Source organism: Rhodococcus sp. p52 (assembly GCF_000763325.2).
GTDB lineage: Bacteria > Actinomycetota > Actinomycetes > Mycobacteriales > Mycobacteriaceae > Rhodococcus > Rhodococcus pyridinivorans.
Genome location: NZ_CP016819.1, coordinates 17321 through 43042 on the forward strand (window position 1 = coordinate 17321; position 25722 = coordinate 43042).

Below are 25722 nucleotides of genomic sequence, written 5' to 3' on the forward strand. Positions count from 1 at the left end.
GCCACTGCGCCGTCGGACGCCGACGTCGTGTCCCCGTGTACCACGTCACGATTCGGCAATGTGGGTGCGCAACAGACGAATCGAGTCGCCGAGTCGCGAGAGGATCGCGCTCGCCGAGGTCGGCGCCGCTCCAGGGGACTCGGGGTCCTGCGCGGCCAGGTTCGCGGCGAGGGCGTGGGCCCGAGCACCGGCCGCCGCGGCCAGGTCCACCGGCATGCCCGACGAGAGCAACGACCCGATGACACCGGCCAACACGTCCCCGGCACCCGCGGTCGACGCCCACGAACCGCCCGCATCGTTGACGAAGACGTGCCCGTCGGGCCGTGCCACGAGCGTCGCGCGCCCCTTGAGCAGCACGTGCACTCCCCAGTCGGCGGCGAGGGAACGTACCGCCGCGACCCGGTCCGGTTCGGGGCGGTTCCCGGTCAGGCGGGCGAACTCGCCGGCGTGCGGGGTGAGCAGGGTGTGCGCGGACCGGCCCCGCACGAGACCGGGTTCGCGGGCGAGGAGCGTGAGTCCGTCGGCGTCGACGAGCACCGGCAGGTCGGTGGCGAGGATGTCGCGCAGGTTCGCGCAGGCCTCATCGTCGGTACCGGCACCCGGCCCCACGACCCAGGCCTGCACCCGCCCGGTCTCGGCCACCGAGGGCGACACGACGACCTCGGGGAACCGCGCGAGCACCTCGGAGGCACCCGACCCGGCGTAGCGCACCATGCCGGAGGTCGCGGCGACGGCCGCTCCCGTGCACAGCACACCCGCCCCCGGATACCGGGCGCTGCCGGCACGGACACCCACCACACCCTGGGAGTACTTGTCGTCCTCGGCGCCGGGCACCGGCCAGATCGCGCCGATCTCGGACGGTTCCGCCGCGACCAGCCCGGCCTCCGGGAGTGTGAGTCCGATGTCGACGAGTTCGACGCGACCGCAGCGCGTGGCGCCGAGTGCATGGACCGGCTTGTAGGCGCCGAAGGGGACGGTCACCGCGGCCGTGATCGCCGGTCCGTCGACGGCACCGGTATCGGGGTCGACACCGCTCGGGATGTCGACGGCGATGATCGGCGCGGTGATCTCGTCCACGAGCGCGGCCGCCGCCGGTCGCAGCGGGCCGCGCCCGGAGATGCCGACGATGCCGTCGAGCACGAGGTCCGGGTCGCCGAGGTGCTCTGGAGTCGCCGGGACGATCCGCCCGCCGGCCTTCCGCAGTGCCCGCAGACCCGCGGGGTGCGCCCGGTCGGGGTCGAGCAGCAGTGCAGTGACGGACACGCCCCGCCGGCGCAGGAAGGTTCCCGCCCACAGCGCGTCGCCGCCGTTGTCGCCGGACCCGACGAGCAGGCTCCCCCGCCGACCGGCGATCCCACCGGTGCGTTCACGCAGTTCGGAAGCCACGACCCGCGCGAGTCCGTAGGCCGCGCGCCGCATGAGGGTTCCCTCGGGGAGAGACTCCAGCAGCGGCGCCTCCGCCGCGCGGACCACGTCGGACGGGTGAAAACTGCGCATCGTCCCTCCTGCACCGGCGGGTGGGGCGCTATTCGACGGTGACCGACTTGGCGAGGTTGCGGGGCTTGTCGACGTCGTAACCACGGGCCTGCGCGACCTCCGCGGCGAAGACCTGCAACGGCACCGTCGACAACAACGGCTGCAGCAGCGACGCCGACGACGGGATCTCGACGAGGTGATCGGCGAACGGCCGGACCGTCTCGTCGCCCTCCTCGGCGATGACGACGGTGACGGCCCCGCGGGCCTGGATCTCGCGGATGTTGCTGAGCAGCTTGCTGTGCAGCACGGCGCGGCCCTTCGGCGACGGCATGACGACGATGACGGGCAGCCCGTCCTCGATCAGCGCGATCGGGCCGTGCTTGAGCTCACCGGCCGCAAAACCCTCGGCGTGCATGTACGCCAGCTCCTTGAGCTTGAGCGCACCCTCGAGCGCGACCGGGTAGCCCACGTGCCGACCGAGGAACAGCACGGCCGGCGAGGCCGACAGCTCCCGCGCCAGCGCCCGCACCGGCTCCATGCCGGTCAGCAGCTCGGCGATCTTCTCCGGCATCGCCGCCAGGTCCTGGTACTCGCGGGCCACCTCGTCGGGATACTTCGTGCCGCGCGCCTGCGCCAGCGCCAGACCCACGAGGTAGTTCGCGGCCATCTGCGCCAGGAACGCCTTCGTCGAGGCCACACCGATCTCCGGGCCGGTGCGGGTGTAGAGCACCGCGTCGGCCTCCCGCGGGATCTGCGCGCCGTTGGTGTTGCACACCGCCAGCACCCGCGCCTTCTGATCCTTGGCGTGCCGGACCGCTTCGAGGGTGTCGGCGGTCTCCCCGGACTGCGAGATCGCCACGACCAGCGTGGACCGGTCGAGCACCGGATCGCGGTAGCGGAACTCCGAGGCCAGCTCGACCTCGACGGGCAGGCGGGGCCAGTGCTCGATCGCGTACTTGGCGACCAGGCCCGAGTGGTACGAGCTGCCGCAGGCGACGACGAACACCTTGTCGATGTCGCGCAGTTCCTGATCGGACAGGCGCTGCTCGTCGAGCACGATGCACCCGTCGACGAAGTGACCGCGCAGGGTGTCGGCGACCGCGGCCGGCTGCTCCTCGATCTCCTTGAGCATGAAGTAGTCGTGGCCGCCCTTCTCGGCGGCGGCGAGATCCCAGTCGATGGTGAACGGACGCGTCGCCACGTCGGTGTTGCCGTCGAAGTCGGTGACCTCGTAGGAGTTGTTCGTGATCACCACGACCTGGTCCTGACCGAGCTCGACCGCCTCCCGGGTGAACTCGATGAACGCCGCGACGTCCGAGGCGATGAACATCTCACCGTCGCCGACCCCGACGACCAGCGGCGTCGACCGGCGCGCCGCGACGATCGTGCCCGGATGATCGGCGTGGGCGAAGACCAGTGTGAACGCACCCTGCAGGCGGCGCAGCACACTGCGGGCGCTGTCGACGAAGTTGCCCGCCGTCGGACCCTCGGCGTAGGCGCGGGCCACCAGATGCACCGCGACCTCGGTGTCGGTGTCGCTGGCCAGCTCCACACCCGACTTCTCGAGCTCCTCACGCAGCGGCGCGAAGTTCTCGATGATGCCGTTGTGCACCACCGCGACCTTGCCGGTCGCGTCGCGATGCGGATGCGCATTGCGGTCGGTGGGACGACCGTGGGTGGCCCACCGGGTATGCCCCATCCCCGCGGTACCGGCGAAGTGCTCCTCGCCGATCTCGGCGAGCTCGGCCTCCAGATTGACCAGCCGCCCCGCCTTCCGCTCGACGGCCAGACCACCCTTGCCGTCGAGGATGGCGATTCCCGCCGAGTCGTAACCCCGGTACTCCATCCGCCGCAGCGCTTCCACCACGACGTCGAGAGCACGACGGTGCCCGACATAGCCCACGATTCCGCACATGCCTAGCAGGGTACTGGTCGACCCCCGCCCGGGAACAACACACCGGTGAGCCCGTACACCTGCATCGGGGCACGCCGTCCGGTACGCACCGACCCCGGCGGGCAGCGCCATCCGCTAACGTTCAGGCCGTGGCGGCGAACCCCAAGAAACTGGCTCAGGAACTCTCCCGGCGCGGCCCGCACTCGGTGCTGCGCGGCGACCTGGCGCTCGCCGGTCAGCCGGGTGTCGTGTACACCCCAGCGGAAGGCTTCGACCTGCCCGCGATCGCGTTCGGGCACGGCTGGCTCACCGGGGTCACGAAGTACACGAAGCTCTTCGAGCACCTCGCGTCCTGGGGAATCGTGGTGGGCGCACCCAACACCGAACGCGGACCGGTGCCGTCGACGATCGGCTTGTCGACCGACCTGCTCACCACCCTCGACATCTGCACCGGCGTGCGTCTCGGTACCGGGCGGATCAGTGTCCATCCGTCGAAGCTCGCGCTGGTGGGCCACGGCTCGGGTGCCGGGGCGGCGGTGCTCGCCGCTGCGAGGCGTGAGGTCGCGGCCGTCGCCGCGCTCTACCCCTCGCCCGTCTCCCCCGCTGCCTCCGAAGCCGCGGGCCGCGTGCGGGCACCGGGCCTCGTCCTCGTCGGCGAGAAGAGCATCGGGTCGATGACCAGCGACGCCGTCGCGGTCGCCCGGGGCTGGGGCAGCGACGACGTGCAGCTGCGGGTCGTCGAGAAGGCGAACGACGAAGGACTCGTCGAGGGGCGCCGCCTGCTCGGAGCGCTCGGCGTCGGTGGTGCCGAGCGTCGCACCCAGGAACGCACTCGTGCGCTGCTCACCGGCTTCCTGCTGCACCGTCTCACGGGCGACAAGACGTACGCGATCTTCTCCGACCTCACCACGGAGCTGCCCGGCTCCACGGTGATCTCCGACCCCGACGTCGTCGATCGCGATCTCGGCACGCAGGTCAACCTGCTCCTCGGGCGCTGACGTTCCGTCGTTCGCGTCACAGCGGTCCGGCTTCCGCGAGCACGACTCCTGCACCGCCCTCGTCGTTCTCGTCCTGCCGGCGGTCGGCCTCGACCGGTCCTGGGGTGTGTTCGCGTCTGCGTTCGCCCGGGCGGATCCCGGGAACCGTCAGCAGTGCACCTTGATTCGGCGGGTCGCTCGGTCCGTGCTGCGTCGACCCGTCGTCGACGACGGGAGCCACCGTCCCGGCACCGGATACGCCCGCGGCCGCCGCCCCGGCATCATCGGCGACGCGTTCGGTGGTCGTCGCCAGGTCGGTGACGCTGCCGGCGATCCGGCGGACGGCCTCCTCACATGCCCCGAGCACCACGTCGACGGCGTCCCGGACCGCCGGGACCAGACGTTCCTCCATCCATCTCCGGCACTCGGCGGCAGGGTCGGACACGTCGCCACCGGGCGGGTCGCCCAGGTTGCCACCGGGCGGGTCGCCCACGTCGCCACCGGGCGGGTTGCCGAACCAGCGGGCATGCTCCTCCGGGCTCGGTCCGTGCGGGCCACCGCTCGCTCCGGCGACGATCGTGTCGATCTCGTCCCTCGTGCGACCGTCGACGGTGCCTTCCGCGAGTTCCCCGACGACGCGGGCCTTCTCACGCAACGCTGCGGCGATCGCGGTGGCCGCCGATTCCAGCGCGACCGCGAGATCGGTCAGCGACGCACACAGCGCCACTCCGGAACGGACGGTGGCCGTCAGCTCGGCGCGAGCCCGGTCGGCGGCGGATCCGTCCCACGACTCGTCGAGTTGCTGCAGGAGGCGACGCTGTTCGTCGGTCCGACGACCGAGCGAGGTCGCGAGCGAGCGCGTCGTGGCGGCGTCGTCGGCGAGGGCGGGCAACGAGAGGGTTCGTTCCTCGTCGTAGCGTGCCCGGACGTCCGCGACGCAACAGCCGGACTCGAGCCCGAGAGTGTGCAGGGACTGCACGAGGTCGGTCAGACGGGCCAGGCCGGGCGCTCCCGCGTCGAGGATGTCGCCTGCGCTCTCGGGAGGGGTCCTCACGGCTGCCGGGTCCCTGCGTCGCCGAACCCGACGCTGTCGAGTTCGGCACCGGTCACAGCGGTGAGGGCGATGCCGGTCGCGTCGTCCTGGTGCCGGTATCTGTCTGCCGCCGCGCGCAATGCGTCGGCCTGCGCCTGCACTGTCGCCGCCCAGCTCTCACACGTCGCACGCATCCTGCGATATCCGGTCTCGACGCGAACGCCGGCCGACCGGTGCGTCGATCCGGCACCGGAGCCGTCGAAGACGAGACCGCCGAAGCCACGACGGATCTCGTCGTCGGCGTCCTCGGCGACCTCCGCGAGTCGTGCCGCGACGGCTCGCACCGCGTCGCCGTCGACCTGGATCGTGCTGTGCTGTGTGTCCATGTCCGCCCTTCACCCACCGAACCCTCTCGAAGGGTTAGGACGCAGCGCAGGACGATCCGGTTCCACCGCAGCGTGACTGCGAGCGGAAACCGGCAGCGAAGGGCAGGGACCGCGCAGGTCAGACGGCGGCGACGACTCCCGCGAGACGGTCGGCGACCGCCCGGGCGTGATCGTCGTCGGCGGCTTCGACCATGACGCGTACGAGCTGCTCGGTGCCCGACGGACGCAGCAGCACCCGGCCGGTCTCACCGAGTTCGCGCTCGGCCTCCGCGACCGCGTCCGCCACCGCAGGATCGCTCGCGACGGCGACCTTGTCGTGGACCCGCACGTTCACGAGGACCTGCGGAAGCGATGTCATCACCGAGGCGAGCTTCGCGAGCGGCAGACCCGTCGTGGCGATCCGCTCCATCAGGCGCAGGCCCGTGAGCACGCCGTCGCCGGTCGTACCGTGCGCGGGCAGGACGATGTGGCCGGACTGCTCACCGCCGAGGCCGTAGCCACCGCGGCGGAGCTCCTCGAGCACGTAGCGGTCGCCCACGCCGACGGTGCGCACCTGGATCCCCGCCGCGCGCATCGCGAGATGCAGACCGAGATTGCTCATCACCGTGGCGACGAGGGTGTCGTCGGGAAGTTCACCGGCTTCGTGCATGCCGAGAGCGAGGATCGCCATGATCGCGTCACCGTCGACCACCGTGCCGGTCGCATCGACGGCGAGGCAGCGGTCGGCGTCGCCGTCGTGCGCGAGACCGAGGTCGGCGCCGTGCTCGAGCACGGCCTGCTGCAGCACGGACAGGTGCGTGGATCCGCAGCCGTCGTTGATGTTCAGTCCGTCGGGTTCGGCGTTGATCGCGATGACCGTGGCACCTGCGGCCGCGTAGGCGGCCGGGCCGGCCTGCGAGGCGGCGCCGTGCGCGCAGTCGACCACTACGGTCGTACCGGTGAGCGGCTTGTGCACGGCCGTCGCGAGATGCGCGAGATAACGGTCGAGGGCGTCGGACACGACGCGCACCCGGCCGATACCGGAGCCGGTGGGGCGTGCGGCGCTCTCGGCGTCGCCGTGCAGCACCGCTTCGATCCGGTCCTCGACCTCGTCGTCGAGCTTGTGCCCGCCGGCTGCGAAGATCTTGATGCCGTTGTCGGGCATCGGATTGTGCGACGCGGAGATCATCACGCCGAGGTCGGCGCCGTAGTCACCCGTGAGGTACGCGACCGCTGGGGTGGGCAGTACGCCCACCGACACCACGTCGACTCCGGCTGCGGTGAGTCCGGCCGTGACGGCCGCCTCGAGCATCTCCCCGCTCGCGCGTGGATCTCGACCCACGACCGCGACCGGTCGCCGCTCGGCACCCTGCGGGGCCAGGACCGCTGCCGCAGCGCCTGCCAGGCGTACTGCCAGCTCCAATGTGAGCTCGGCGTTGGCCAAGCCCCGGACTCCGTCGGTGCCGAACAACCGACCCATGTACACAGCCTCCCAGTCGTGTGCGGCCCCCGCCGCGGGTGTCGATAGAGGACAGAATGCACGAAAGCAGGCGCCGGTAGGAGATGTCTACCGACGCCTGCTCTCGTGATGGAACAGGTGCCGACTCTGACGAAATCAGCGTCGGCGGCACATCAGCGCTTGGAGTACTGCGATGCCTTACGGGCCTTCTTCAGGCCGTACTTCTTGCGCTCGACGGCACGCGGGTCACGCGTGAGGAAGCCGGCACGCTTGAGCGCGGGGCGATCCTCGGGGGTGACCTCGGTGAGTGCACGCGCGATGGCGAGACGCAGCGCGCCGGCCTGGCCGGACGGACCGCCGCCGTGCAGGCGTGCGTGGATGTCGAACGACTCGGTGCGCTCGACCGTCACCAGGGGCGACTTCACGAGCTGCTGGTGCACCTTGTTCGGGAAGTAGTCCTCGATGGTGCGGCCGTTGAGGGTGAAGTTGCCGGTGCCGGGCACGAGGCGGACGCGGACGACAGCCTCCTTACGGCGACCGACGGTCTGGACCGGACGGTCGAACACGATCGGGGCAGCAGGTGCCTCGACGACGTCCTCGACGTACTCGTCTGCAGCGACCTCGACGTTCTCGACGTACTCTTCGGGGTTCACGTTCTGTTCCTCGGGCGTCGTCACTGTGCCACCTGCTTGATCTCGAACGGCACCGGCTGCTGCGCGGCGTGGGGGTGGTTCGGGCCCGCGTAGACCTTCAGCTTCTTCGCGATGGCGCGACCGAGCTTGTTCTTCGGGAGCATGCCGGTGACGGCCTTCTCCACGAGGCGGTCGGGGTTCTTCTCGAGAACCTCGCCGACGGAACGAGCCCGCAGACCGCCCGGGTGACCGGAGTGGCTGTAGAGGAACTTGTCGGTCCGCTTGTTGCCGGAGACGGCAACCTTGTCGGCGTTGATGATGACGACGAAGTCACCACCGTCGACGTGCGGCGCGAATGTGGGCTTGTGCTTGCCGCGGAGCAGGTTTGCCGCCTGCACCGCGAGGCGGCCGAGCACCACGTCGGTGGCGTCGATGACGTGCCACTGATGGGTCACGTCGCCGGCCTTCGGTGTGTACGTAGACACAGATCTTCCTCGTCTATCGTTTCGCTGCTGGCCTGCATGCCGACGGTTGCCACGCCCGGCGGCCAGTTGGGACCCGGGAGAGGTGTTCGTCGCACCACAGGGCACGACGACGTGCGACACGCCGAGGGGACACTCTACCGGGCGGACGCCGGGCCGGTCAAAGCACCGCAGCAGCCCTGCCCTTGCGCACCCTCCGCTGGAGCACCCCGGAAGCAGCAGCACGTCCCGGCGGCCTCTCCACCACCGGGACGTGACAGCGCCGGATCGGTCCGGATCCGGCAGACCCGGATCAGCCCGGGAAGCGCTGCTGGTTCAGTCGCTCGACCTCCTGCATGTTGTCGTTACCGGTCGAGACCACCCGACCGATGTCGTGCAGCACCTGGATGAGGCCGGCCTCGGCCTCGTTCCAGCGCGCCTGCGTGGCGGCGTAGCGCTCCTGCGCCCCACTGTCCCAGGTGGCGATGAGGGGCGCCACCTGCCCCTCGATGCGGTCGAGCGTCGCCTCGATCGCCTTCTGACCGGACACGAGCTGGGCGTGCAGGTCGGCGACGCCGGCGAAGTTCTGATAGATCTCGGACACGGATCGTTCTCCTTGTTCTCGAATGTGTGCCGGAGGGCTGTGTGCCGGAGCGACCGGCGATCAGTTGAACGACCCGTTGAGCACCGAACCGCCATCGGGGTCGATCGCCGACAAGGACTGGGCCTGCTGGTCCTCGGCAGCGGCGTACGACCGTCCACTGGTGCGCACGGCTTCTGCCAGTTCGTCCAGGGCGTTCGACAGCTTGGTGTGGTTGACGTTCCAGCGCTCCATGATTCCGGCGAACTGTTCCGCCGAGCGGCTCCGCCAGACCGACGGCGCGGACTGCACCACGCCCGTCAGACGACCGAGGATCGCGTCGAGTTCGGCGCGGGAGTCCTGGAGTTGTCCCGCGACGACCTCCATGGTCGCTACATCGGTGGTGAGGTGATTCGAATTGCCGGTCGGTTGGGTCAACGGCGTACTCCTTCGCTCGTGCGTGGATCATCCGGCTCGGTGTCGAGCCGGTCCTGGCTCCTACATCTGGTTGGACGCACCCGATCCGGTATCGGTTCCGCGCCTTCCGAAATTCGTGGACCTACTTTTCTCACCCGCCCCGGAGGGTGTGGACGGCCTGCTCGCATTCACTCCGGATACGGGTCCATTCCCCCTCGAGGTACTGGCATCCCACGGAGACCTGAAGTCCGGGGAAGACCAGGACCGACCACCGCACCACCGAGTAGTCGTCGGGAACTTCGGTGTACGCCACGACCTTGCGGTCGGCGAAGGTCGTGTCGGTGTCGAGGTCGCGGATGACAGGTGCACGTTCGGCGGCCCGCTCCGCCAACGCGGAGGCGACCGAGCGCTCGTCGATCCCGTCGGGAAGATCGCGGTACACGACCAGGATCCGGCGATCGGTTCCGCCGACCGGTATCAGTTCCGCGCGCCCCTCGGGCACGGTCGCGGGGTCGCGGACGCGCCAGCCCTCCGGCAGGTCGAGGTGCAGCGGACCGGCGTCGATCCGCGTCGACGGGGAGGGACCGGCGTCGGCGGCCGACTCGGGCTCACGAGCGTCGGTCGGCGGCTCCTCTGCAGCAACGACTTCCGGCGGAGCCGGGACCTCCGCGTCTCCACCTTCTCCGGTGAGAAGCGGCCACAGGAAGATCGTAGCGGCGAGCAGGAACGGAATCACCGCCCCGGCGACGACCAGCGCGGGCACCGTGCCGGCCCGCCCGCCACGAGGGGGGTCCGGGCGTGCGCACACCTCGCTGAGCCACGGCAGTGTCCTGTCGGGTCCGTCGGTCGTCGGAGCGATGGCCGGGGCTCTCGCGGTCCCTCCGGTTCCTGCCGGTGGCGCCGGAGGGCCGGTCACGGCGCTGAGCATCTCCGAGGCCGCGACGGGCAGCACCCGCCGACCCGAACCCACGAGATCAACTGCGAGAGAGAAGGATTCGACACCGGACGGTTCGCCCGGGCCGCCGGTCACCACCACGACCTCCGGCCCAGCCCCGCCGCACACCGAGGTCAGCAGGTTCTCGAGTCGCATCGCGGCGTCCGGGGAGTGCACCGACAGACCCGGATCGCGTGCGAGTCGTTCGACGGTCGGCCCGTCGGGTCCCGGCGGAGCGATGCTCACGGCGGTGACTCCCCCGGCGGCGAATTCGAGCACCGCACACCGCTCGTGCGGCGCAGGATCGGCGGCGCGCGCGGCGGCCACCGCGGCCGGAAGCAGGATCGTATCGCCTGCGACCTGCCGCACGGCGGTCCGGAAGAGATCGCGGCGCCGCTCGTTCCACCAGGTCGGGTGTATCGCGCACGCCACCCCGCCGATGTCCGGTGCACCCACGGTCGCTGCGGCGTAGGAGACGAGCCCGCTCAGCAGTTCTCCGAGTTCGGTTTCCCCTTCGACCGCGGCCGCATCCACGAGTTCCGTGACATCCATGAGTCCTGCGACGCCGGCCGGCTCCGACGGTTCCTCCGCTGCCGCTCCGTAGACCCGTCGGTCGCCGAGATCCGCGGCGAGAGCGGGCACGCTGCGCGTGGTTCCGGGCCATCCGATGTGGACGGATCCGGGTGTCAGCGTGAACGCGACCGCGACGACCGTCTCGTCCCGGAGCGCCATCACACCTCCGGCGCCCACGCGGTCTGGACGAGCGCCGTGCCGTCGCGTCGTACGAGTGTGCCGCGGCCCGGCGGCACCGGCGACGGACGGACCGCGCCGACGAGCGCTCCCTCGTCGCGGCTACCGCTCATGATCAGACCCGGAGTCGACAACTCCCGCAGACGCCCGAGGATCGGTTCGTACATCGCGCGTCCGGCACCACCCGAGCGACGCGCGACCACCAGGTGCAGGCCGATGTCGCGTCCCTGCGGGAGATAGTCGAGCAACGGCAGCAGCGGATTCTGGCCAGAGGTGGCGACCATGTCGTAGTCGTCGATCACCACGAACACTTCGGGTCCCGTCCACCACGATCGATCGCGCAGCTGTTGTTGCGTCGTGCCGGGGCCCGGCAGCCGGCGCTCGAAGATGCCGGCGAGTTCGCGGACCATGGCTGCGAGGACCGTTGCCGACGCAGCGTATCCCCCGAGATGGTCGCCGCCCATGACACCGAGCAGCGTGCGGCGGTAGTCGCCGACGATGATCCTGGTCTGCGCACCGCTGCCGGCTTCGACCAGTCCGCGGCACAGCCCTCGCAGCAGATTGGTCTTGCCGCACTCCGAGTCGCCGAAGATCAGCAGGTGCGGATGGTCGGTGAAATCCACCGATACGGGCGCGAGTTCGGATTCGTCGATGCCGATCGGGACGGAGAGCCGGGCCGCCGGGGACGCGTCGGCCGGTGGCGGCCACCCTGAGGGCAGAGCTGTGAGAAGGTCGGGCCGGTCGATGCGTTCGGGCAGCATGCGCACCGGTGGCGCCGAACGCCCCGGCGTGGCAGCACGGACGGCCTCGACCGCCGCTGCGACGCCGACCGCGAGATCGGCCGGATCGGAGCTTCCGTCCACCCGCGGCAGCGCCCCCAGGATGTGCAGGCCATCGCGGTCGATACCGCGTCCCGGCCGCCCTTCCGGCACCATCGCCGCTCTCTTTCGGCCGTACTCGGAGTCGGACGGGTCGCCGAGGCGGAGTTCGAGCCGCGTACCCAGCAGGTCGCGCATGGCGGGCCTCACGTCACCCCAGCGTGGGGCGCTGAGCACCACGTGGATGCCGTAGGACAGACCCTGGGCGGCGAGGATCCCGATCGTCTGTTCCAGTGCCTCGAAGTCCTGCCGGATGCTCGGCCAACCGTCGACGACGAGAAAGACGTCGCCGAACGGATCGTCGGTGGCCGGTGCGACCGCGTCGGCGCGCATCCGCCGCAGCTGAGCTATGGACTCGATGCCGTTCTCGGCGAAGGACCGTTCGCGACGACGCAGCAGCGACATCATCTCCGCGACCGTGCGGCGCACCCGGTCGGTGTCGTGCCGCCCCGCGACGGAACCGACGTGCGGCAGGCCGGCCAGACCGGACAACGTGCCACCACCGAAATCGAGACCGTAGAACTGCACCTGCTCGGCGTTGTGCGTGAGGGCCATCGACAGGACGAGGCTGCGCAGCAGTGTGGACTTCCCGGACTGCGGGCCGCCGACCACCACGACGTTGCCGGCCGACCCGGACAGGTCGACCACCAGCGGGTCGCGGCGTTGCTCGAACGGCCGGTCGACGACACCGACGACGGTGCGCAAGGTTGCGTGACGCGGCACGTCGCCGGTGAGCACCGACCTGGGCAGCAGCATGTCGAGCGACGGGGAGTCGTCGAGCGGAGGAAGCCACACCTCGTGCGCCGGTGTTCCGTGCCCCCGCATCCGGTCGACGACCACCTCGAGCACGCTCCGGCCGTCGCCCGTGGGAAGAACCGGGAGCGGCTCCGTGACCGGGGCGGGCGGACCGGCGTCGACCGGCACCGCCCGCGCGGTGAAGAGCCGGGGCCGGGACGTGCCGGCCGGCACCGCCGATCGGGTGCGCCGGGTGGGGCGGCCGGGCTCGTACGGCCCCGAGACGTACGCCGCGGAGAACCGCTGGATGTCGGCGGAATCGGTCCGCAGATATCCGGCGCCGGGTGTCGACGGCAGGTGGTAGGCGTCGGGAACGCCGAGAACGCTCCGCGATTCGTTTGCGGAGAAGGTCTTCAGGCCGATGCGGTACGACAAGTGGCTGTCGAGACCGCGGAGGCGACCCTCGTCGAGTCGTTGGCTGGCGAGCAGCAGGTGCATGTGCAGCGACCGGCCCAGGCGTCCGATCGCCGCGAAGAGGTCGGCGAATTCGGGCTGTTGAGAGAGCAGTTCGGAGAACTCGTCGACCACGATGAACAGCGCGGGCAGCGGGTCGAGCGGTGCACCTGCCGCCCTGGCCTTCTCGTAGTCGCCGACGTTGGCGAAGTTGCCTGCGGTCCGGAGCAGTTCCTGGCGGCGGTTCATCTCGCCTTCGAGGGCGTCCTTCATGCGGTCGACCATCGCGATCTCGTCGGCGAGGTTGGTGATCACCGCCGCGACGTGCGAGATCCGGTCCAGACCGAGGAAGGTCGCGCCGCCCTTGAAGTCCACGAGGACCAGGTTGAGTGCCTCCGGCGGGTGCGTCGCCACGAGACCGAGGACCAGCGTCCGCAGGAACTCGCTCTTTCCCGATCCGGTTGCGCCGATGCACAGTCCGTGCGGTCCCATCCCGTTCTCGGCGGCCTCCTTGAGGTCGAGTTCGACAGGCGCACCGTCGATGCCGACACCGATCGGTACCCGCAGGCGGTCGCGCCCGCGGCGTGGCACCCATACCTGCGCGGGGTCGAAGCGGGCCACGTCCCCGAGGCCCAGCAGCTCCTGCCAGCTCGACGGCCGGTCGTCGCCGGCGCTCTCGTCCACCGCTCCGCTCGTCACCCGGTACGGCGCGAGCAGTCTGGCCAACGTCTGTGCCTGCGGAGTCCCGATGCCGTCGGCATCGGCGAAGATGTCGACGTCGGTGCCGGTGGCGACCCCGACCCGTCCTTCCTCGACCACCAGGCGCAGGCCGCGCGTCGCGCTGAGCCGCGTGGCGTAGCCGGAGAGGTCGAGCACGGTCACTGCGTCGAGACCGTCGTCGAGCACCCCCGAACCCGATCCCGTGACCCCGCCGTCGACGACCACGACGAGGTGCACGGCACCCTCGGTGGCCGGGGCGTTCCGGACGAATCTGCTGCGACCGGCGAGGACCGCCGCGAGATCGGTCTCGAGTTCGAACAGCGAACCGAACACCGTGCGTGCACTGCCCGCACCGTCGCGCAGGACCGGGTTCTGCGCATGCGGCAGCCACTTGATCCATTCCCATTCCGCAGCGGTGTCGGGCCCGCACACGACGGCGACCTGCAGTGTGTCGGGACCGTGGAAGGTGCACGCCTGCGCGAGCATCCCCCGAGCGAGCGAGCGCGCCGCGCTGCGATCGCCCTCGAGGCCGATCGCCGCGAAACCCCGCAGCGACACAGCCGTGGGCAGCGCCTGCACCACCGAGTGCGCGCGCACGAACCTGCGCAGCGACAGGGCGGCGACGGGTTCGAGATCCTCGACCGGCCCGGTGTCCGGAGGCACGAGTCGGGTCGCGAGTCGCTGCCCGCCGCGCCCCACCCTGAGGTGACCGAAGTCGGGATCGGTGCTGCGCCGCTCCCACATCCGGACGGTGCCGGCGAGGGTCCACAGCAGGGCCGGGTCGGGATGCGACCATTCGAGCGCCCGACGTTGTTCGTGCGCCGTCTCGGTGACCTCGCGCCGGAGCTGGTCGAGATAGCGCAGATAGTCCTTGCGGTCCTCGTTCGCCTCGGCGGTCTTCGTTCCCCCGCTGCGACCACCGTTGGCGAGCATGCCCACCAGGGACACGACCATCATGAGCGGGAAGATCATCGCCATGGGGCTGCGTGCGGCGCCGGTGGTGAACATCAGCGCGACCATCCCGATCATCGCCGCGACCATCACGAGCGGGAGCAGTCTGGTCACCAGATTGCCGGGCGTGGCCCGGGGAATGTCCGGTGGCGGTTGGACACTCACCTCGCCGCTGGGAGCGCGCGGTGCCTCCCGCCGTGCTCTGCGTACGAAACGCACGGTACTCACGTTCGTCACCCCCCGGAACGCCGTCGGCCGCCCCCTACGGCCCCACGGTCGTGGAAGACTAACCCATGGCTGCGACCTTCCGTGCTCCTGTTCGCCCCTCGGTCCCTCGACGGACAACTCGGGTACGACACCGGTCGGGACGATGTCGTATGGTCTGCGTCGTTCGGACTGCAGTGACGGGGGGAACCGAGGCCGATGACATCTGTGCGTGCGCGATCCGAGACCCCGGGGCAGGTGGGCGCCCCGGATCTGTGCCGGATCACCGTGCTCGCCCGCCACACCGAGGTCGATCTCGCACTGCCCCTCGACGTTCCGGTGGCGCTGCTGCTCCCGGGGATCGTGAATCTCGTCGCCGGCCACCGGCCCGACAACGACTTCGACGCGACACCCGAACGCACGGAACCCGACGGCTGGGCGCTCGCCCGGATCGGTCGGGCCCCGCTGTCCGGTGCGCTGAGTCTCGACGAGCACGGCGTCCGCGACGGGGAGATCCTCGTCCTGGAGGACGCCGGATCCCCCGCTCCTCCACCGTTGTTCGACGACGTCATGTACAGCGTCGCGGCCTCGGACCGGACCACGACGCCGTGGGGTGCGGGCCCGTCGGGTCTCATCGCGGCCGTCCTGGGTCCGGTCGCCCTCGCCGCGGGCTGCGTACCGTTGCTGTTCCTGCCCGACGGCGCGAGCCGTCTCGCCCTCGGAGCCGTGTGCGCCGCGCTGCCTCTCCTGGTGCTGCTCGCCGCAGGCATCCTCGCCCGGCTCCACGACGATCGACGGACCGCGACCGCGCTGCTGTGGTGCGCCTTCCCGCTCGCAGCGACGGCCGGGGCGCTGCTCGTTCCCGGCGAATCGCCGGCGCCGCGTCTCGTCCTCGCCGCGGCACTGACCGGTGCGGTCGCAGTGCTCGCCGTGCGTGCCACCCGCATCGGCCTCGCACCGTGCACGGCGGTCGCCGCGACCGCCGCGGGCGTCGTCGTGACGGCCACCCTCGCATCGACCACCGAACTCGAGGCGCGCGCCCTCGGAGCCGGAACGGTGGTGGTGGCGCTGCTGCTCGCCGGCACGGCACCACGCCTCGCGGCGATGCTCGCGAAACTCCCCACCCCCCCCGTCCCTGCTCCGGGCGCTCCGCTCGAACCGGAGACCCCCGAGAGCAGCGTGTCCGGGTTGCCGTCACAGGCGGAGCTCGAGCACCGTGCGAATCGGGCACGGAGCGCGCTCACCGGAATCGTCCACGCCGTCGTCCTACTCACGGCGGGCGGAGCGTGGTGCGCCGCGTTCCCGTTCGACGGAGACGTGTCCGTGCCCGCGGTAGCACTGGCCGTGGCGTCGGCCGTGGTCCTGGTCTTCCGAGGCCGCACCTACACCGCGACCGCGCAGGCGGCTCCCCTCGTGGCCGGTGGCGCGGTACTGCTGCTCGGGCTGCTCGTCGGTGCGGCAGCGAGCGGAGCGTTGCCGCCATGGGCGGTGTTCGCATCCGCTACGGGTCTCGCGTGTGCCGGTTTCCTCTTCGGTGTGGTCGCGCCGCGACGGACGTTCACCCCGGTACAACGCCGGATCGCCGAGATCGCGGAGTACGCGACCATCGCCACCGTCGTGCCGTTGGCCTGCTGGGTCGCCGGTGTGTACGCGGCGATCCGCGGACTGTGACGGTGCGGCTGTCACACCGGTTCGCGGTCCTGGCCCTCGCCGCCCTGATAGCGACCACTACTCCGGGTCTCGCGACCGCCGCGCCCCCGGTACCCGATCCGGCGCAACTGCCCGCCGGCGCGACGCCTGCGCCTCCCGAGGCCACCGAGATGCGGGTGCTGTGCGCAGAACTGCCGGATGCTCCCGACGGACCGCAGATCCCTCGGGCACAACGCATCCTCGACTTCGCGTCCGTGTGGCCGATCACCCGGGGAGCGGGGCAGGTGGTCGCCGTCATCGACACCGGGGTCCATCCGCATCCGCGGTTGCCGGCCCCGAGGCCGGGTGGCGACTACGTGTCCACGGGTGACGGCACCGAGGACTGCGACGCGCACGGCACCCTCGTCGCCGGCCTGATCGCGGCGCGGCCGACACCCGGATCAGGTTTCGCCGGTGGCGCACCCGACGTGGGGATCATCGCCATCCGCCAGTCGAGCGGCCATTTCTCCGACCGCTCCCGATCGGACGACGATGCCGCGCGCAACGCCTCCGGATACGGCGACGTACGGACCCTCGCGGCGGCCGTCCGGCAGGCGGTGGATCTCGGCGCCACCGTCGTCAACATCTCCGAGGTCGCCTGCCGGACGGTCGCCGAAGGCCTCGTCGACGGTCCGCTGGGAGCGGCAGTGCAGTACGCGACGGATGTACACGACGCGGTCGTCGTCGCGGCGGCCGGCAACACCGACACCTGCCGCGAAGGCAATCCGCGCTCGGCGGATCCGGCCGATCCCGGTGCGGATCCGTGGGATTCGGTCGTCACCCTGGCATCACCGGCCTGGTACGACGAGTACGTCCTCACCGTCGGCGCGGTCGAGGACGACGGCACACCGGCCGGGTACAGTCTGCCCGGGCCGTGGGTCGACGTCGCCGCTCCCGGGAGCGGGCTCGTCTCACTCAATCCCGGCACCGACGGTCTGGCCGACCTGATCCCCGGCCCCCAGGGCGGCAGACCGGTGTCCGGGACGAGTTTCGCGGCGCCGCTCGTCGCGGCGACGGTCGCGCTGGTGCGCTCGCGGTACCCGCAGTTGTCCGCCCGAGAGGTGATGACGCGCATCGAGAGCACCGCCCACTCCCCCGCGGAAGGATGGAATCCTCAGGTGGGCCACGGGGTCGTCGACCCGCTCGCCGCCGTCACCGCGCCGCTGCCGGCCGGGCGCGCGGAGCCGATGCCGGCGGGTGCCGTCGCCGAGCCGACTCCTCCCCCGGTACCGGATCACCGGCCGCGCACAATCGCACTGATCTCGGCTGCGGCCGTGATCGCCGCGACCGCCCTCGTTCTCGTCCTCACTGCACCGGCACGACGACTCGCCCGATCACGGACCTGAATCAGTTGCCCGCCCCGACGGGGACCGCCTCCGGGTCGGCGGCGACACCGTCGTGTGCGAGCAGCGCCTGTTCCCGGCCGAGCGCGGGTCCCGGAGCGAGCAACTGCAGGATGGGCCACGGGACCCGGGCGGGTGGATCCGTGAAGCCGAGTGCCGCAGCGGCGTCCGCATCGGTGATGCCGTACCGCACGCCGGTGTCGGCGACGTAGAACAACGAACCGAGACGGTCGGTGTCCGAGGTCAGCGAGGTGGTCTGCACGTATCTGCCGCGGCCCGGCGGGATGTGGATCGCGTCGACCTGCGGTCCGGCATCGTCCGCCTGGGCCGGGACCACCGGCACGGCGTCCTTGCCGGTGGGCAGGGCCGTCCCCGCGGACAACCGCAGAGTCGAGCGGTGCCGGTCGTTCTCGCCTGTGCCGGGCTGCCAGGTGGAGCACGCCACAGGCCTCTCCCCCGGATCGACGATGCGCGGGACGACCTCGGGAAAGGTGTCGACCGGCAGTTCGTGCACGACCGGCGCGGCTGCGAGGACGTCGGGTGGAATCACCGGAATCTCGGGTGCTCCTTGCGAATCCGAGAAGTGGATGAGATGTGCGGTGGCCCGCGAGACCTCCTGCACACCGTTCTCGAGCACTACGTGGAAACTCTGCCCGTCCGGTTCGGACACCGCGACGACCGACCCGACTCGCACACCCGGGATCGACATGCCCGGGACACCTCCGGCGCCGGTGATGTGGGGTGCCGCCAGCTTCGGCGATTCCGGCACGGCGGCGAGCAGTCCGGGACTCGCGGGGCGCGCACGGGAGACGTCGATGCCCAGCAGGCGCACGAGCGACCGGTCGTTCGGGTCGATTTCGGCGCGTCTGCCCTCGTAGAGCAAGTGGTATCTGCCGTCCGCGGCCACGAGGAGCGCTTCGTCGTCGGCGAGCGCCGAGCCTGCCCGGTGGTCGGGTGTGCCGGCGAGCACGGCGGTGGTCGAGGACTGCAGACCGTTCGGGTCGGCGACGTCGCACACCGTCCACGGCACCTCCTCTGCATCATGGACCAGGGAGGACGGCGCACCCGGGATCCCCACCAGCGGTCCGCGTGGTCGTGTCGTCAGTTCCTCGTCGGCTACGACCGCCGGTTCGGTGGGCGATCCGAGGATCAGCCGGGCCGACGCGAGATTCAGGACGGGATGGAAGGTCGTGCCGATCGCGACGTAGAGCGCACCGGAGTCGCGTCCGACGACGACGGAAGCATCACCGATCCGGTCCTGGGGGCGGAACAGGGCAAGGGCGGCACAGCCTCCCAGCACGACACACGCGACGACGACTCCGACGACGAACGCCCGGAACTGGGAACGCATGGGATCGTGGATCATTCGTACGTCGCCCCGCACCAACGCATGATCCATGCGTCGTGCCAGGAAACGGTATCCACTGACCTGCCATCGCGTGGTCGGTTGCGCTGCCATCGATCTCCCCCCGTACGGCACGCTCTCTGGCGCAACACAGTACAGTCCAGTCGGGCGTCCACCACAGGCGCTCCGCGCGGTCAGGGGGAAGGTCGGCACCGCGCCGGAATCATTGCCGGCCGTCGTTCGGGGGGATCGATGCAACGAACCGTCTTCGAGTCGGGGGATTCACGGGTCAGCACAGCGCCCACCGGTGCACGGGTCAGCACAGCGCCCACCGGTGCACGGGTCAGCACAGCGCCCACCGGTGCACGGATCAGCACAGCAGCAGGTGATGCGAGAAGCCGTGTCGCCGTGCGGCTCGTGGGTGCCCAGTGCGTCGCCGCCCTCGTATGGACGCTGGCGGTGGTGTCGGGGGCGTCCGTGTGGGTGGCCTGCGCGATCGCCGTGCCACCGGCCGCGCTGTGCCTCGTGCGGATCGGCGGACGCGGCACAGCCGAATGGATCGCGACCGTTCTGCGCCGACGCCCGGACGACGTCTCCGTCTCGGGTGTCCTCCGCGACTTCCACGTCGGGTCGGCAGTCCCGGTGGGGGTGCTATGGGACGGCCCGTACGCGACCGTGGTTCTCGAACCGTTCTCACCGGCCGGTGCGATCACCCGACTCGGGCGCGACAGCGAGGAGACGGGGCGAACGCTCCCCCTCGACGCGATCGCCGCCTGCCTGTACCGGCACGACGTCGTCCTGGACGGGATCGATGTCGTGGTGCAGGGGCGCCGGGTTCGCGACTCGACCCCCGCGGGGCAGGCCTACGCACAGTTGCTGGGCCCGCTTCCCGCCGCGGCCGAACGCACGGTGCGGGTGGTGCTCCGACTCGACGTCACGTCCTGCGCGGCCGCTGCCGCCCGTCGGGGCGGAGGCTCCGAGGGTGCCGCCCGGACCGTCGTCGCGGCGGCGCGGCGCGTGATCCGCGCGCTCGGCGACGCCGGGTACGGTGCGCGACTGCTCACCGCGAGCGAGATCGAACAGGCCGCGCTGCGCATCTCCCACGGGGTCCCGGCGGCGGAGTGGGCCCCGACGCGCCGGCACGTCGCCCTGGCCTCCGCCTTCGACTCGGGCGGCGCCTTCGACCCATGTCGGATCGACCGCCGCCACACGGCGGCGATCTGGTCGCATCCAACTTTGGCGTCGACACTGGTCCTCCGGTTGCGACCGGGTGATGACGGGTCGGTTCGGGTCGGGGCGCTGGCACGGTTCACCACGCGCGAGGCGGACGTCCCCTCGGTGGCCGGACTGTTCCCGGCGTACGGACGTCACGCCGAACTCCTCACAGCGGCATTGCCCCTCGGGGTTCCGCAACTGGAAGACCGGGTTCCCTTGCGCGAATCGCGTAGCGGGGAACTCGACGCCCTCGCTCTTCCGGCCGGTGGGTGTGGGCAGCTCATCGGATCGGACGACGCCGGTCGCGCCGTCACCGCGCGTCTCACCGGTCCCGGAGTCCGCTCGGTCCACATCGCGGGCGAGTTGTATCTCGCCCAGCAGGTGGTCTTCCGCGCCGTCGCGGTGGGGGCACGGGTCGTCGTCCACACCGACCGGTCCGGTGCGTGGCGCGGCCTGGTCGGATCCGCGGCCGGACCCGACCGGCTGCGTCTGGCGGGCGAGTACGCGGGCGACCACGATTTCGACACGGTCGTCTACGACGGCGTCCCGCCCACCTCGTCCATGCCGCACGCGACCGCGATCCACGTGCACATCCACCCGGACGGATGGCCGCGCGAGCGGCCCACGGTGTCGTTGCTCCAACCCGGAGCGGCCGGGGGCCGTGTGGTGCTCACGGTAGGCGGCGAACGCACGTCTCTCACCCTCGTGACGATCGCGGCGGAGAGCACCCATCTCGGCCGGTCGCGCATGCCGGATCCGGCGCCTCAGCCGGGATAGCGGTCGAGGGCGGTTCCGGCGCGGACGGTGCGGGCCCACCAGGCGATCTGGTCGAGCATGCGTTCCGCGCCGTCGATCGCGGCCTCGTCCGTGGTGGTGCCGTCGGCCGCGAAGGCGTGCTTGACGCGGTGGAAGCTCACCGACTGCCGCACCGGCACCATGTGGACCTCGACGACGACCTGCCGCAACTGCTCGACCGCGCGCAATCCGCCGGACAGGCCACCGTAGGAGACGAATCCGACCGGCTTGGTGCGCCATTCGTGCTTGACGGTGTCGATGGCCGTCTTCAGCGCGGCGGGATAGCCGTGGTTGTACTCGGAGGTCACCACCACGAAGGCGTCCGCAGCACCGATGCGACCGGTGAAGGCGTCGGCGTCGGGACCGCCCGAGAGGTCGTGCGGGAGCGGAGTCTCGGCGAGATCGAGAACGCCGACGTCGAACTCGGGCCGACGCCGTGCGGTGGCCGCGAACCAGTCTGCGACGACCGGCGCGATGCGACCGGCGCGGACACTCGCGACGACGACCTCGAGGCGGATCGGATCGTTCGGTGCAGCCGTGGTCATAGGGTCGATCGTAGGTGCGGTGCGGTCGAGAGCCCGTGCGCGAGCAGTGCGGCGAGTTCCCGGTAGGCACGTGCGTCCTCGAGACCGGTCGCCTCGGCCACCTGTCGTTGCTGGATGCGGACCATGACCGAGGCGACGACGTCGGCGACGAAGGCCGCGTGGACGTCGCGCAGTTCGCCGGCCGCAACTCCCTCGGAGATGAGCTGGCGGACGCGGTCGGCGGCGAACCGGGTGTTGCGTTCGTAGACCTCGCGCGCGACCGGCGTGTGGGCGATGTCCTCCATGAACCGCGTGGAGGCGGGTTCGAGTTCGCGCCCCACGGCCTCGAGATAGGTGCCGATGCGAGCCTGGGCGTCCGCGGCCCGCGCGACGTCGGCCTCCACCCGGTCGGCGGCACCCTTGAAGAAGTGGACGGTCGCCGCGTAGACGAGCCGGTCCTTGTTCTCCGCGAGTGCGTAGAGCGTCGATTTCGAGCAGCGCAGACGCGCGGCGATGTCGTCGAGGGTCAGGTGCGCGAAGCCTTCTGCCAGGAACAACGCGACCAGATCGTCGAACAGTTGCGCCTGCCGGGCGGTGGGCCGCCGGCTACCGACTCTTGCCATACCGAGAACAGTACTGCAGTATCGTCCTCAGTACTATTTTTGGTCCCCAGTCTTCCAGGAGGAACCACCGTGCCCGTCGAGCGTCTGCTTCCCACCCGCGAGGCCTACGACCTGATCGACCTCACCCGCGACGTCGCCGACAAGGTGCTCGCCCCGCGCGTCGACGAGCACGAGCGCAAGGAGACCTTCCCCGAGGGCGTCTTCCCCGCACTCGGCGCCGCAGGGCTGCTGAGCCTGCCGTACCCCGAGGAGTTCGGCGGCGGCGACCAACCCTACGAGGTCTACCTGCAGGTCCTCGAGGAACTCGGCGCCCGCTGGGCTGCCGTGGCGGTTGCGGTGAGCGTGCACGGACTGTCGTGCTTCGCGCTCGCCACCCACGGCACCGACGAGCAGAAGAACAAGTGGCTCCCGGAGATGCTGGGCGGCAACACCATCGGCGCGTACAGCCTCTCCGAGCCGCAGGCCGGATCCGACGCCGCGGCCCTCGCGTGCCGTGCGAAGCCCGTCGACGGCGGCTACCGCATCACCGGCTCGAAGGCGTGGATCACCAACGGCGGCAAGGCCGACTTCTACACCCTGTTCGCCCGCACAGCCGACACCGGCAGCAAGGGCATCTCGTGCTTCCTCGTGCCCGCCGGCACCGAGGGCCTGTCCTTCGGCAAGCCCGAGGAGAAGATGGGCCTGCACGCCATCCCCACCACCTCCGCCCACTACGACGACGCCTTCGTCCCGGCCGAGCGCCGGATCGGCGCCGAGGGACAGGGACTGCCGATCGCGTTCAGCGCACTGGATTCCGGACGCCTGGGGATCGCCGCCGTCGCGACGGGTCTGGCCCAGGCCGCCCTCGACGAGGCGACGGCCTACGCCAAGGAACGGCAGGCCTTCGGCAAGCGCATCATCGACCACCAGGGCCTCGGCTTCGTTCTCGCCGACATGGCCGCCGCCGTCGACTCGGCCCGCGCCACCTATCTCGACGCTGCCCGGCGCAAGGACGCCGGCCTGCCCTACTCGCGGCAGGCGTCGGTGGCCAAGCTCGTCGCGACGGATGCCGCCATGAAGGTCACGACCGACGCTGTGCAGGTCCTCGGTGGATACGGCTACACCCGCGACTTCCCGGTCGAGCGCTTCATGCGCGACGCGAAGATCACGCAGATCTTCGAGGGCACCAATCAGATTCAGCGACTCGTGATCGCGCGGTCCCTCGCGGGGTGAACGATCACAAGCCGGAAGCGACAGGGGTTTTCGCGGCGAAAGATCGCTAGAGTGCCTTCATGCCGGACGCCCTGGAGCGGCTCACTCCACAGCAACGCCACCTGCTGACGCAGCGGTTCGGCCGCATCGTCGTGGTCTCCGACATGAGTTGGGGACTGGTGTCGACCACTGTCCTCGAGGTCGACACCGACGACGGGCTGCTGGTCGTGAAGGCGGGCGGAACTCCGGATCGGCACATCGGCCGCGAGATCAGCGCGCACGAGCGGTGGACCGCTCCGTGGGTACGGTGCGGTCGGGCCGCCCGCATGGTGTTCGCAGACCGCGCGACGAAACTCGTCGTGACGGAATACCTTCCGGGGCGGCTCGTCCTGGGCACCGCCGCGTCGTCCCGTCTCGACGTCTACGAACAGGCCGGCGCGCTGCTCGCCCAGTTCCATCGCCAGGAGCATGTGGTGGACGAGGGGTACGAGCGATCGGCGAACACGAAGACGCTGCGGTGGCTCGCGGCGCCGCACCGTATCGGTCCCGACGTCGCCGGCCGATTGCGCTCGATGGTCGAGGGATGGCCGACACCGACGGCCACCCTGGTGCCCACCCACGGCGACTGGCAGAGCCGCAACTGGCTCGCCGACGACATCGGTGTGGTGAAGGTGATCGACTTCGGGCGTGCCGCGATGCGCCCGGCGGGTGAGGACTTCGAGCGGCTCGCGGTACGCGAGTTCCTCCGGGTCCCCGGTGCCGAGCAGGCCTTCCTGCGTGGCTACGGCGAGGATCCCCGTGAGGAGGACGCCTGGTTCCGCCGACGTGTCCGCGCGGCGGTCGCGGTCGCGGTGTGGGCCTTCCATGTGGGCGACGACTGCTACGAGGCCGAGGGCCACCGCATGATCGCCGAGGCGCTCGGCCGCTTCCCTGTTCGCTCGATGCGCTCATCAGCAACGTCCTCGAGTTCCTGGACTGGCTGATCCGACGAGCATGTGAGAACGCCCGAGGGGGTGAGGTCGCGGACCTCACCCCCCCCGGGTGTCTTTTCGAGCGCAGCGCTCTCGGCTCAGGCGCCGATGGCCTCGCCGAGCACGGGCCACGACTCGTACAGGGCCTCCTGCCAGTAGCCCCAGGTGTGGGTACCGTCGGGCCGGACCGAGTAGGTCGCCTCGACCCCGGCTGCGTCCAGCGCACCGCGCAGTCGCGTCGTGCAATCGTTCACGCCGGCCTCGATGAGCCCGAGCAGAGCCACATCGGGAAGGACGGCGACACCGTCCTGCTCCCATGCCTTCAATTCGTACGGACCCGGGACACCGCTGCTCGTGGAGACGTACACGGCCTTGCCGCGCAGCTTCTCGGCGTTGAGCACGACGTCCTGTTCCGTCCAGTGCTCACCGGCGACCGGTCCCCACATGTTCTCGACCTCGCCCCCGCCGAACGCGACGACGATCTCCGCATAGCGCGAACCGATCTCCGAGGCGGTCTCGGCGCATCCGCTGTACGAACCCACCGCCTGGTAGAGATCGGGCGCCTGCTGGGCGAGCGCCAGCGCCGACGTCGCCGACATCGACACACCGGCGATCGCGTTGCGGCCGCTCGCGCCGAGCGTCTCGTCGACCACCGACGGGATCTCCTCGGTGAGGAAGGTCGTCCACTTGTTGCGTCCGAGAACGGGATCGTCCTCGAGCCAGTCGGTGTAGTAGCTGAACGCGCCACCGACCGGAGTGACGACGTTGACGTTCTTGTCGCCGAAGAACTCCACGATGTCGGTCTGCTCGCGCCAGGTCGCCCGGTCCAGTCCCCCGCCGGCACCGTTGAGCAGGTAGAAGACCGGTCGCGGCGCGCTCGTGTCGGCCGGTCGCAGCACCTGCAGCTCGATGGTGCGTTCCATCGACGGCGAGTACACGAACAGCGACCAATCGCGGTCGGTGTGCTTCTCGATGCGTTCGACGGTCGCGCTCTGCGACCGGGTCTCGCCGGTCGCGGCGGCCGGGAGATCCTCGGCGTGGGCGACCGCGGCACCGGACAGGACCAGCGACGAGACGGCGAGCGCCCCGATCGTCCCCATCAACGCA

Annotated in this window: 21 protein-coding genes; 6 read left to right on the forward strand and 15 right to left on the reverse strand. The window is 70.8% G+C overall.

The features are described 5' to 3' along the window. Positions 1–45: 45 nt before the first annotated feature. On the reverse strand, positions 46–1497 hold the full coding sequence (locus tag IM25_RS00160; RefSeq protein ID WP_065995624.1) for an NAD(P)H-hydrate dehydratase: 1452 nt from the start codon (positions 1495–1497) through the stop codon (positions 46–48). Positions 1498–1525: 28 nt separating this feature from the next. After that, entirely contained in the window at positions 1526–3391 is a 1866-nt protein-coding gene (glmS, locus tag IM25_RS00165; protein ID WP_065995625.1) for a glutamine--fructose-6-phosphate transaminase (isomerizing), read from the reverse strand. A 128-nt stretch (positions 3392–3519) separates the two neighbouring features. Between glmS and IM25_RS00170 the strand changes: the two genes are divergently transcribed. Further along, a complete protein-coding gene (locus IM25_RS00170; protein WP_019288586.1) occupies positions 3520–4368 on the forward strand; it encodes a hypothetical protein in 849 nt (282 codons plus the stop codon). Between the two features lie 16 nt (positions 4369–4384). Here IM25_RS00170 and IM25_RS00175 read toward each other — a convergent pair whose 3' ends face one another. The 9 genes from IM25_RS00175 to IM25_RS00215 all read right to left on the reverse strand — a co-directional run bounded on the left by IM25_RS00175 (position 4385) and on the right by IM25_RS00215 (position 14943). Next, on the reverse strand, positions 4385–5401 hold the full coding sequence (locus tag IM25_RS00175) for a WXG100 family type VII secretion target (protein ID WP_019288587.1): 1017 nt from the start codon (positions 5399–5401) through the stop codon (positions 4385–4387). Continuing rightward, positions 5398–5766: a hypothetical protein gene (locus IM25_RS00180; protein WP_006550058.1), complete on the reverse strand. Its 369-nt coding sequence runs from the start codon at positions 5764–5766 to the stop codon at positions 5398–5400. The genes IM25_RS00175 and IM25_RS00180 overlap by 4 nt, the downstream gene beginning before the upstream one ends. A gap of 118 nt (positions 5767–5884) precedes the next feature. Continuing rightward, a complete protein-coding gene (gene glmM / locus IM25_RS00185) occupies positions 5885–7225 on the reverse strand; it encodes a phosphoglucosamine mutase (protein WP_006550057.1) in 1341 nt (446 codons plus the stop codon). A 152-nt stretch (positions 7226–7377) separates the two neighbouring features. After that, entirely contained in the window at positions 7378–7881 is a 504-nt protein-coding gene (rpsI, locus tag IM25_RS00190) for a 30S ribosomal protein S9 (protein ID WP_006550056.1), read from the reverse strand. After that, on the reverse strand, positions 7878–8321 hold the full coding sequence (gene rplM, locus IM25_RS00195) for a 50S ribosomal protein L13 (protein WP_006550055.1): 444 nt from the start codon (positions 8319–8321) through the stop codon (positions 7878–7880). Before rplM ends, rpsI begins: the two co-directional genes overlap by 4 nt. Positions 8322–8610: 289 nt before the next feature. After that, on the reverse strand, positions 8611–8901 hold the full coding sequence (locus IM25_RS00200) for a WXG100 family type VII secretion target (protein ID WP_016690931.1): 291 nt from the start codon (positions 8899–8901) through the stop codon (positions 8611–8613). A gap of 60 nt (positions 8902–8961) precedes the next feature. Beyond that, the gene (locus tag IM25_RS00205; RefSeq protein WP_019288588.1) at positions 8962–9315 is read right to left on the reverse strand and encodes a WXG100 family type VII secretion target; all 354 of its coding nucleotides are present in this window, start codon (positions 9313–9315) and stop codon (positions 8962–8964) included. A 130-nt stretch (positions 9316–9445) separates the two neighbouring features. Next, complete coding sequence (locus IM25_RS00210) at positions 9446–10960, reverse strand: type VII secretion-associated protein (protein ID WP_231911948.1); 1515 nt, start codon at positions 10958–10960, stop codon at positions 9446–9448. Further along, positions 10960–14943, reverse strand: coding sequence for a type VII secretion protein EccC (locus tag IM25_RS00215; protein ID WP_033097164.1), 3984 nt, complete (start codon positions 14941–14943; stop codon positions 10960–10962). Before IM25_RS00215 ends, IM25_RS00210 begins: the two co-directional genes overlap by 1 nt. Positions 14944–15138: 195 nt before the next feature. Here IM25_RS00215 and eccD point away from each other — a divergent pair, with 195 nt between their 5' ends. Then, positions 15139–16590, forward strand: coding sequence for a type VII secretion integral membrane protein EccD (gene eccD, locus IM25_RS00220; RefSeq protein ID WP_232333368.1), 1452 nt, complete (start codon positions 15139–15141; stop codon positions 16588–16590). Next, positions 16587–17954, forward strand: a complete 1368-nt coding sequence (gene mycP / locus IM25_RS00225; RefSeq protein ID WP_065995627.1) for a type VII secretion-associated serine protease mycosin — start codon at positions 16587–16589, stop codon at positions 17952–17954. The genes eccD and mycP overlap by 4 nt, the downstream gene beginning before the upstream one ends. Before the next feature lies 1 nt (position 17955). Here mycP and eccB read toward each other — a convergent pair whose 3' ends face one another. Continuing rightward, positions 17956–19410, reverse strand: coding sequence for a type VII secretion protein EccB (gene eccB, locus IM25_RS00230; RefSeq protein ID WP_033096998.1), 1455 nt, complete (start codon positions 19408–19410; stop codon positions 17956–17958). Between the two features lie 294 nt (positions 19411–19704). On the opposite strand from eccB, the gene eccE reads away from it, so the two are divergent. Then, positions 19705–21288, forward strand: a complete 1584-nt coding sequence (eccE, locus tag IM25_RS00235) for a type VII secretion protein EccE (RefSeq protein WP_232333369.1) — start codon at positions 19705–19707, stop codon at positions 21286–21288. Here eccE and IM25_RS00240 read toward each other — a convergent pair. Then, the gene (locus tag IM25_RS00240; RefSeq protein WP_019288595.1) at positions 21276–21851 is read right to left on the reverse strand and encodes an NADPH-dependent FMN reductase; all 576 of its coding nucleotides are present in this window, start codon (positions 21849–21851) and stop codon (positions 21276–21278) included. The two genes, eccE and IM25_RS00240, sit on opposite strands and share 13 nt — an antisense overlap. Then, positions 21848–22453 carry a TetR/AcrR family transcriptional regulator gene (locus IM25_RS00245; RefSeq protein ID WP_033096997.1) on the reverse strand — a complete coding sequence of 202 codons (606 nt, stop codon included), beginning with the start codon at positions 22451–22453 and terminating at the stop codon, positions 21848–21850. The genes IM25_RS00240 and IM25_RS00245 overlap by 4 nt, the downstream gene beginning before the upstream one ends. A 69-nt stretch (positions 22454–22522) precedes the next feature. Here IM25_RS00245 and IM25_RS00250 point away from each other — a divergent pair, with 69 nt between their 5' ends. Together IM25_RS00250 and IM25_RS00255 are read left to right on the forward strand one after the other, a co-directional pair. Further along, positions 22523–23665 carry an acyl-CoA dehydrogenase family protein gene (locus IM25_RS00250; RefSeq protein ID WP_033096996.1) on the forward strand — a complete coding sequence of 381 codons (1143 nt, stop codon included), beginning with the start codon at positions 22523–22525 and terminating at the stop codon, positions 23663–23665. A 59-nt stretch (positions 23666–23724) separates the two neighbouring features. After that, positions 23725–24627, forward strand: a complete 903-nt coding sequence (locus IM25_RS00255; RefSeq protein WP_033096995.1) for a phosphotransferase family protein — start codon at positions 23725–23727, stop codon at positions 24625–24627. An 86-nt stretch (positions 24628–24713) separates the two neighbouring features. On the opposite strand, the gene IM25_RS00260 is transcribed toward IM25_RS00255, so the two are convergent. Then, positions 24714–25715: an alpha/beta hydrolase gene (locus IM25_RS00260; protein ID WP_033096994.1), complete on the reverse strand. Its 1002-nt coding sequence runs from the start codon at positions 25713–25715 to the stop codon at positions 24714–24716. Positions 25716–25722 lie beyond the last annotated feature (7 nt).

Excerpts from the sequence above, each read along its gene's own strand:
- IM25_RS00160 (WP_065995624.1), bottom strand. The coding sequence starts at position 1,497 with ATGCGCAGTTTTCACCCGTCCGACGTGGTCCGCGCGGCGGAGGCGCCG.
- glmS (WP_065995625.1), bottom strand. The coding sequence starts at position 3,391 with ATGTGCGGAATCGTGGGCTATGTCGGGCACCGTCGTGCTCTCGACGTC.
- IM25_RS00180 (WP_006550058.1), bottom strand. The coding sequence starts at position 5,766 with ATGGACACACAGCACAGCACGATCCAGGTCGACGGCGACGCGGTGCGA.
- glmM (WP_006550057.1), bottom strand. The coding sequence starts at position 7,225 with ATGGGTCGGTTGTTCGGCACCGACGGAGTCCGGGGCTTGGCCAACGCC.
- IM25_RS00210 (WP_231911948.1), bottom strand. The coding sequence starts at position 10,960 with ATGGCGCTCCGGGACGAGACGGTCGTCGCGGTCGCGTTCACGCTGACA.
- eccD (WP_232333368.1), top strand. The coding sequence starts at position 15,139 with ATGACATCTGTGCGTGCGCGATCCGAGACCCCGGGGCAGGTGGGCGCC.
- eccB (WP_033096998.1), bottom strand. The coding sequence starts at position 19,410 with ATGGCAGCGCAACCGACCACGCGATGGCAGGTCAGTGGATACCGTTTC.
- IM25_RS00240 (WP_019288595.1), bottom strand. The coding sequence starts at position 21,851 with ATGACCACGGCTGCACCGAACGATCCGATCCGCCTCGAGGTCGTCGTC.
- IM25_RS00245 (WP_033096997.1), bottom strand. The coding sequence starts at position 22,453 with ATGGCAAGAGTCGGTAGCCGGCGGCCCACCGCCCGGCAGGCGCAACTG.
- IM25_RS00255 (WP_033096995.1), top strand. The coding sequence starts at position 23,725 with ATGCCGGACGCCCTGGAGCGGCTCACTCCACAGCAACGCCACCTGCTG.
- IM25_RS00260 (WP_033096994.1), bottom strand. The coding sequence starts at position 25,715 with ATGGGGACGATCGGGGCGCTCGCCGTCTCGTCGCTGGTCCTGTCCGGT.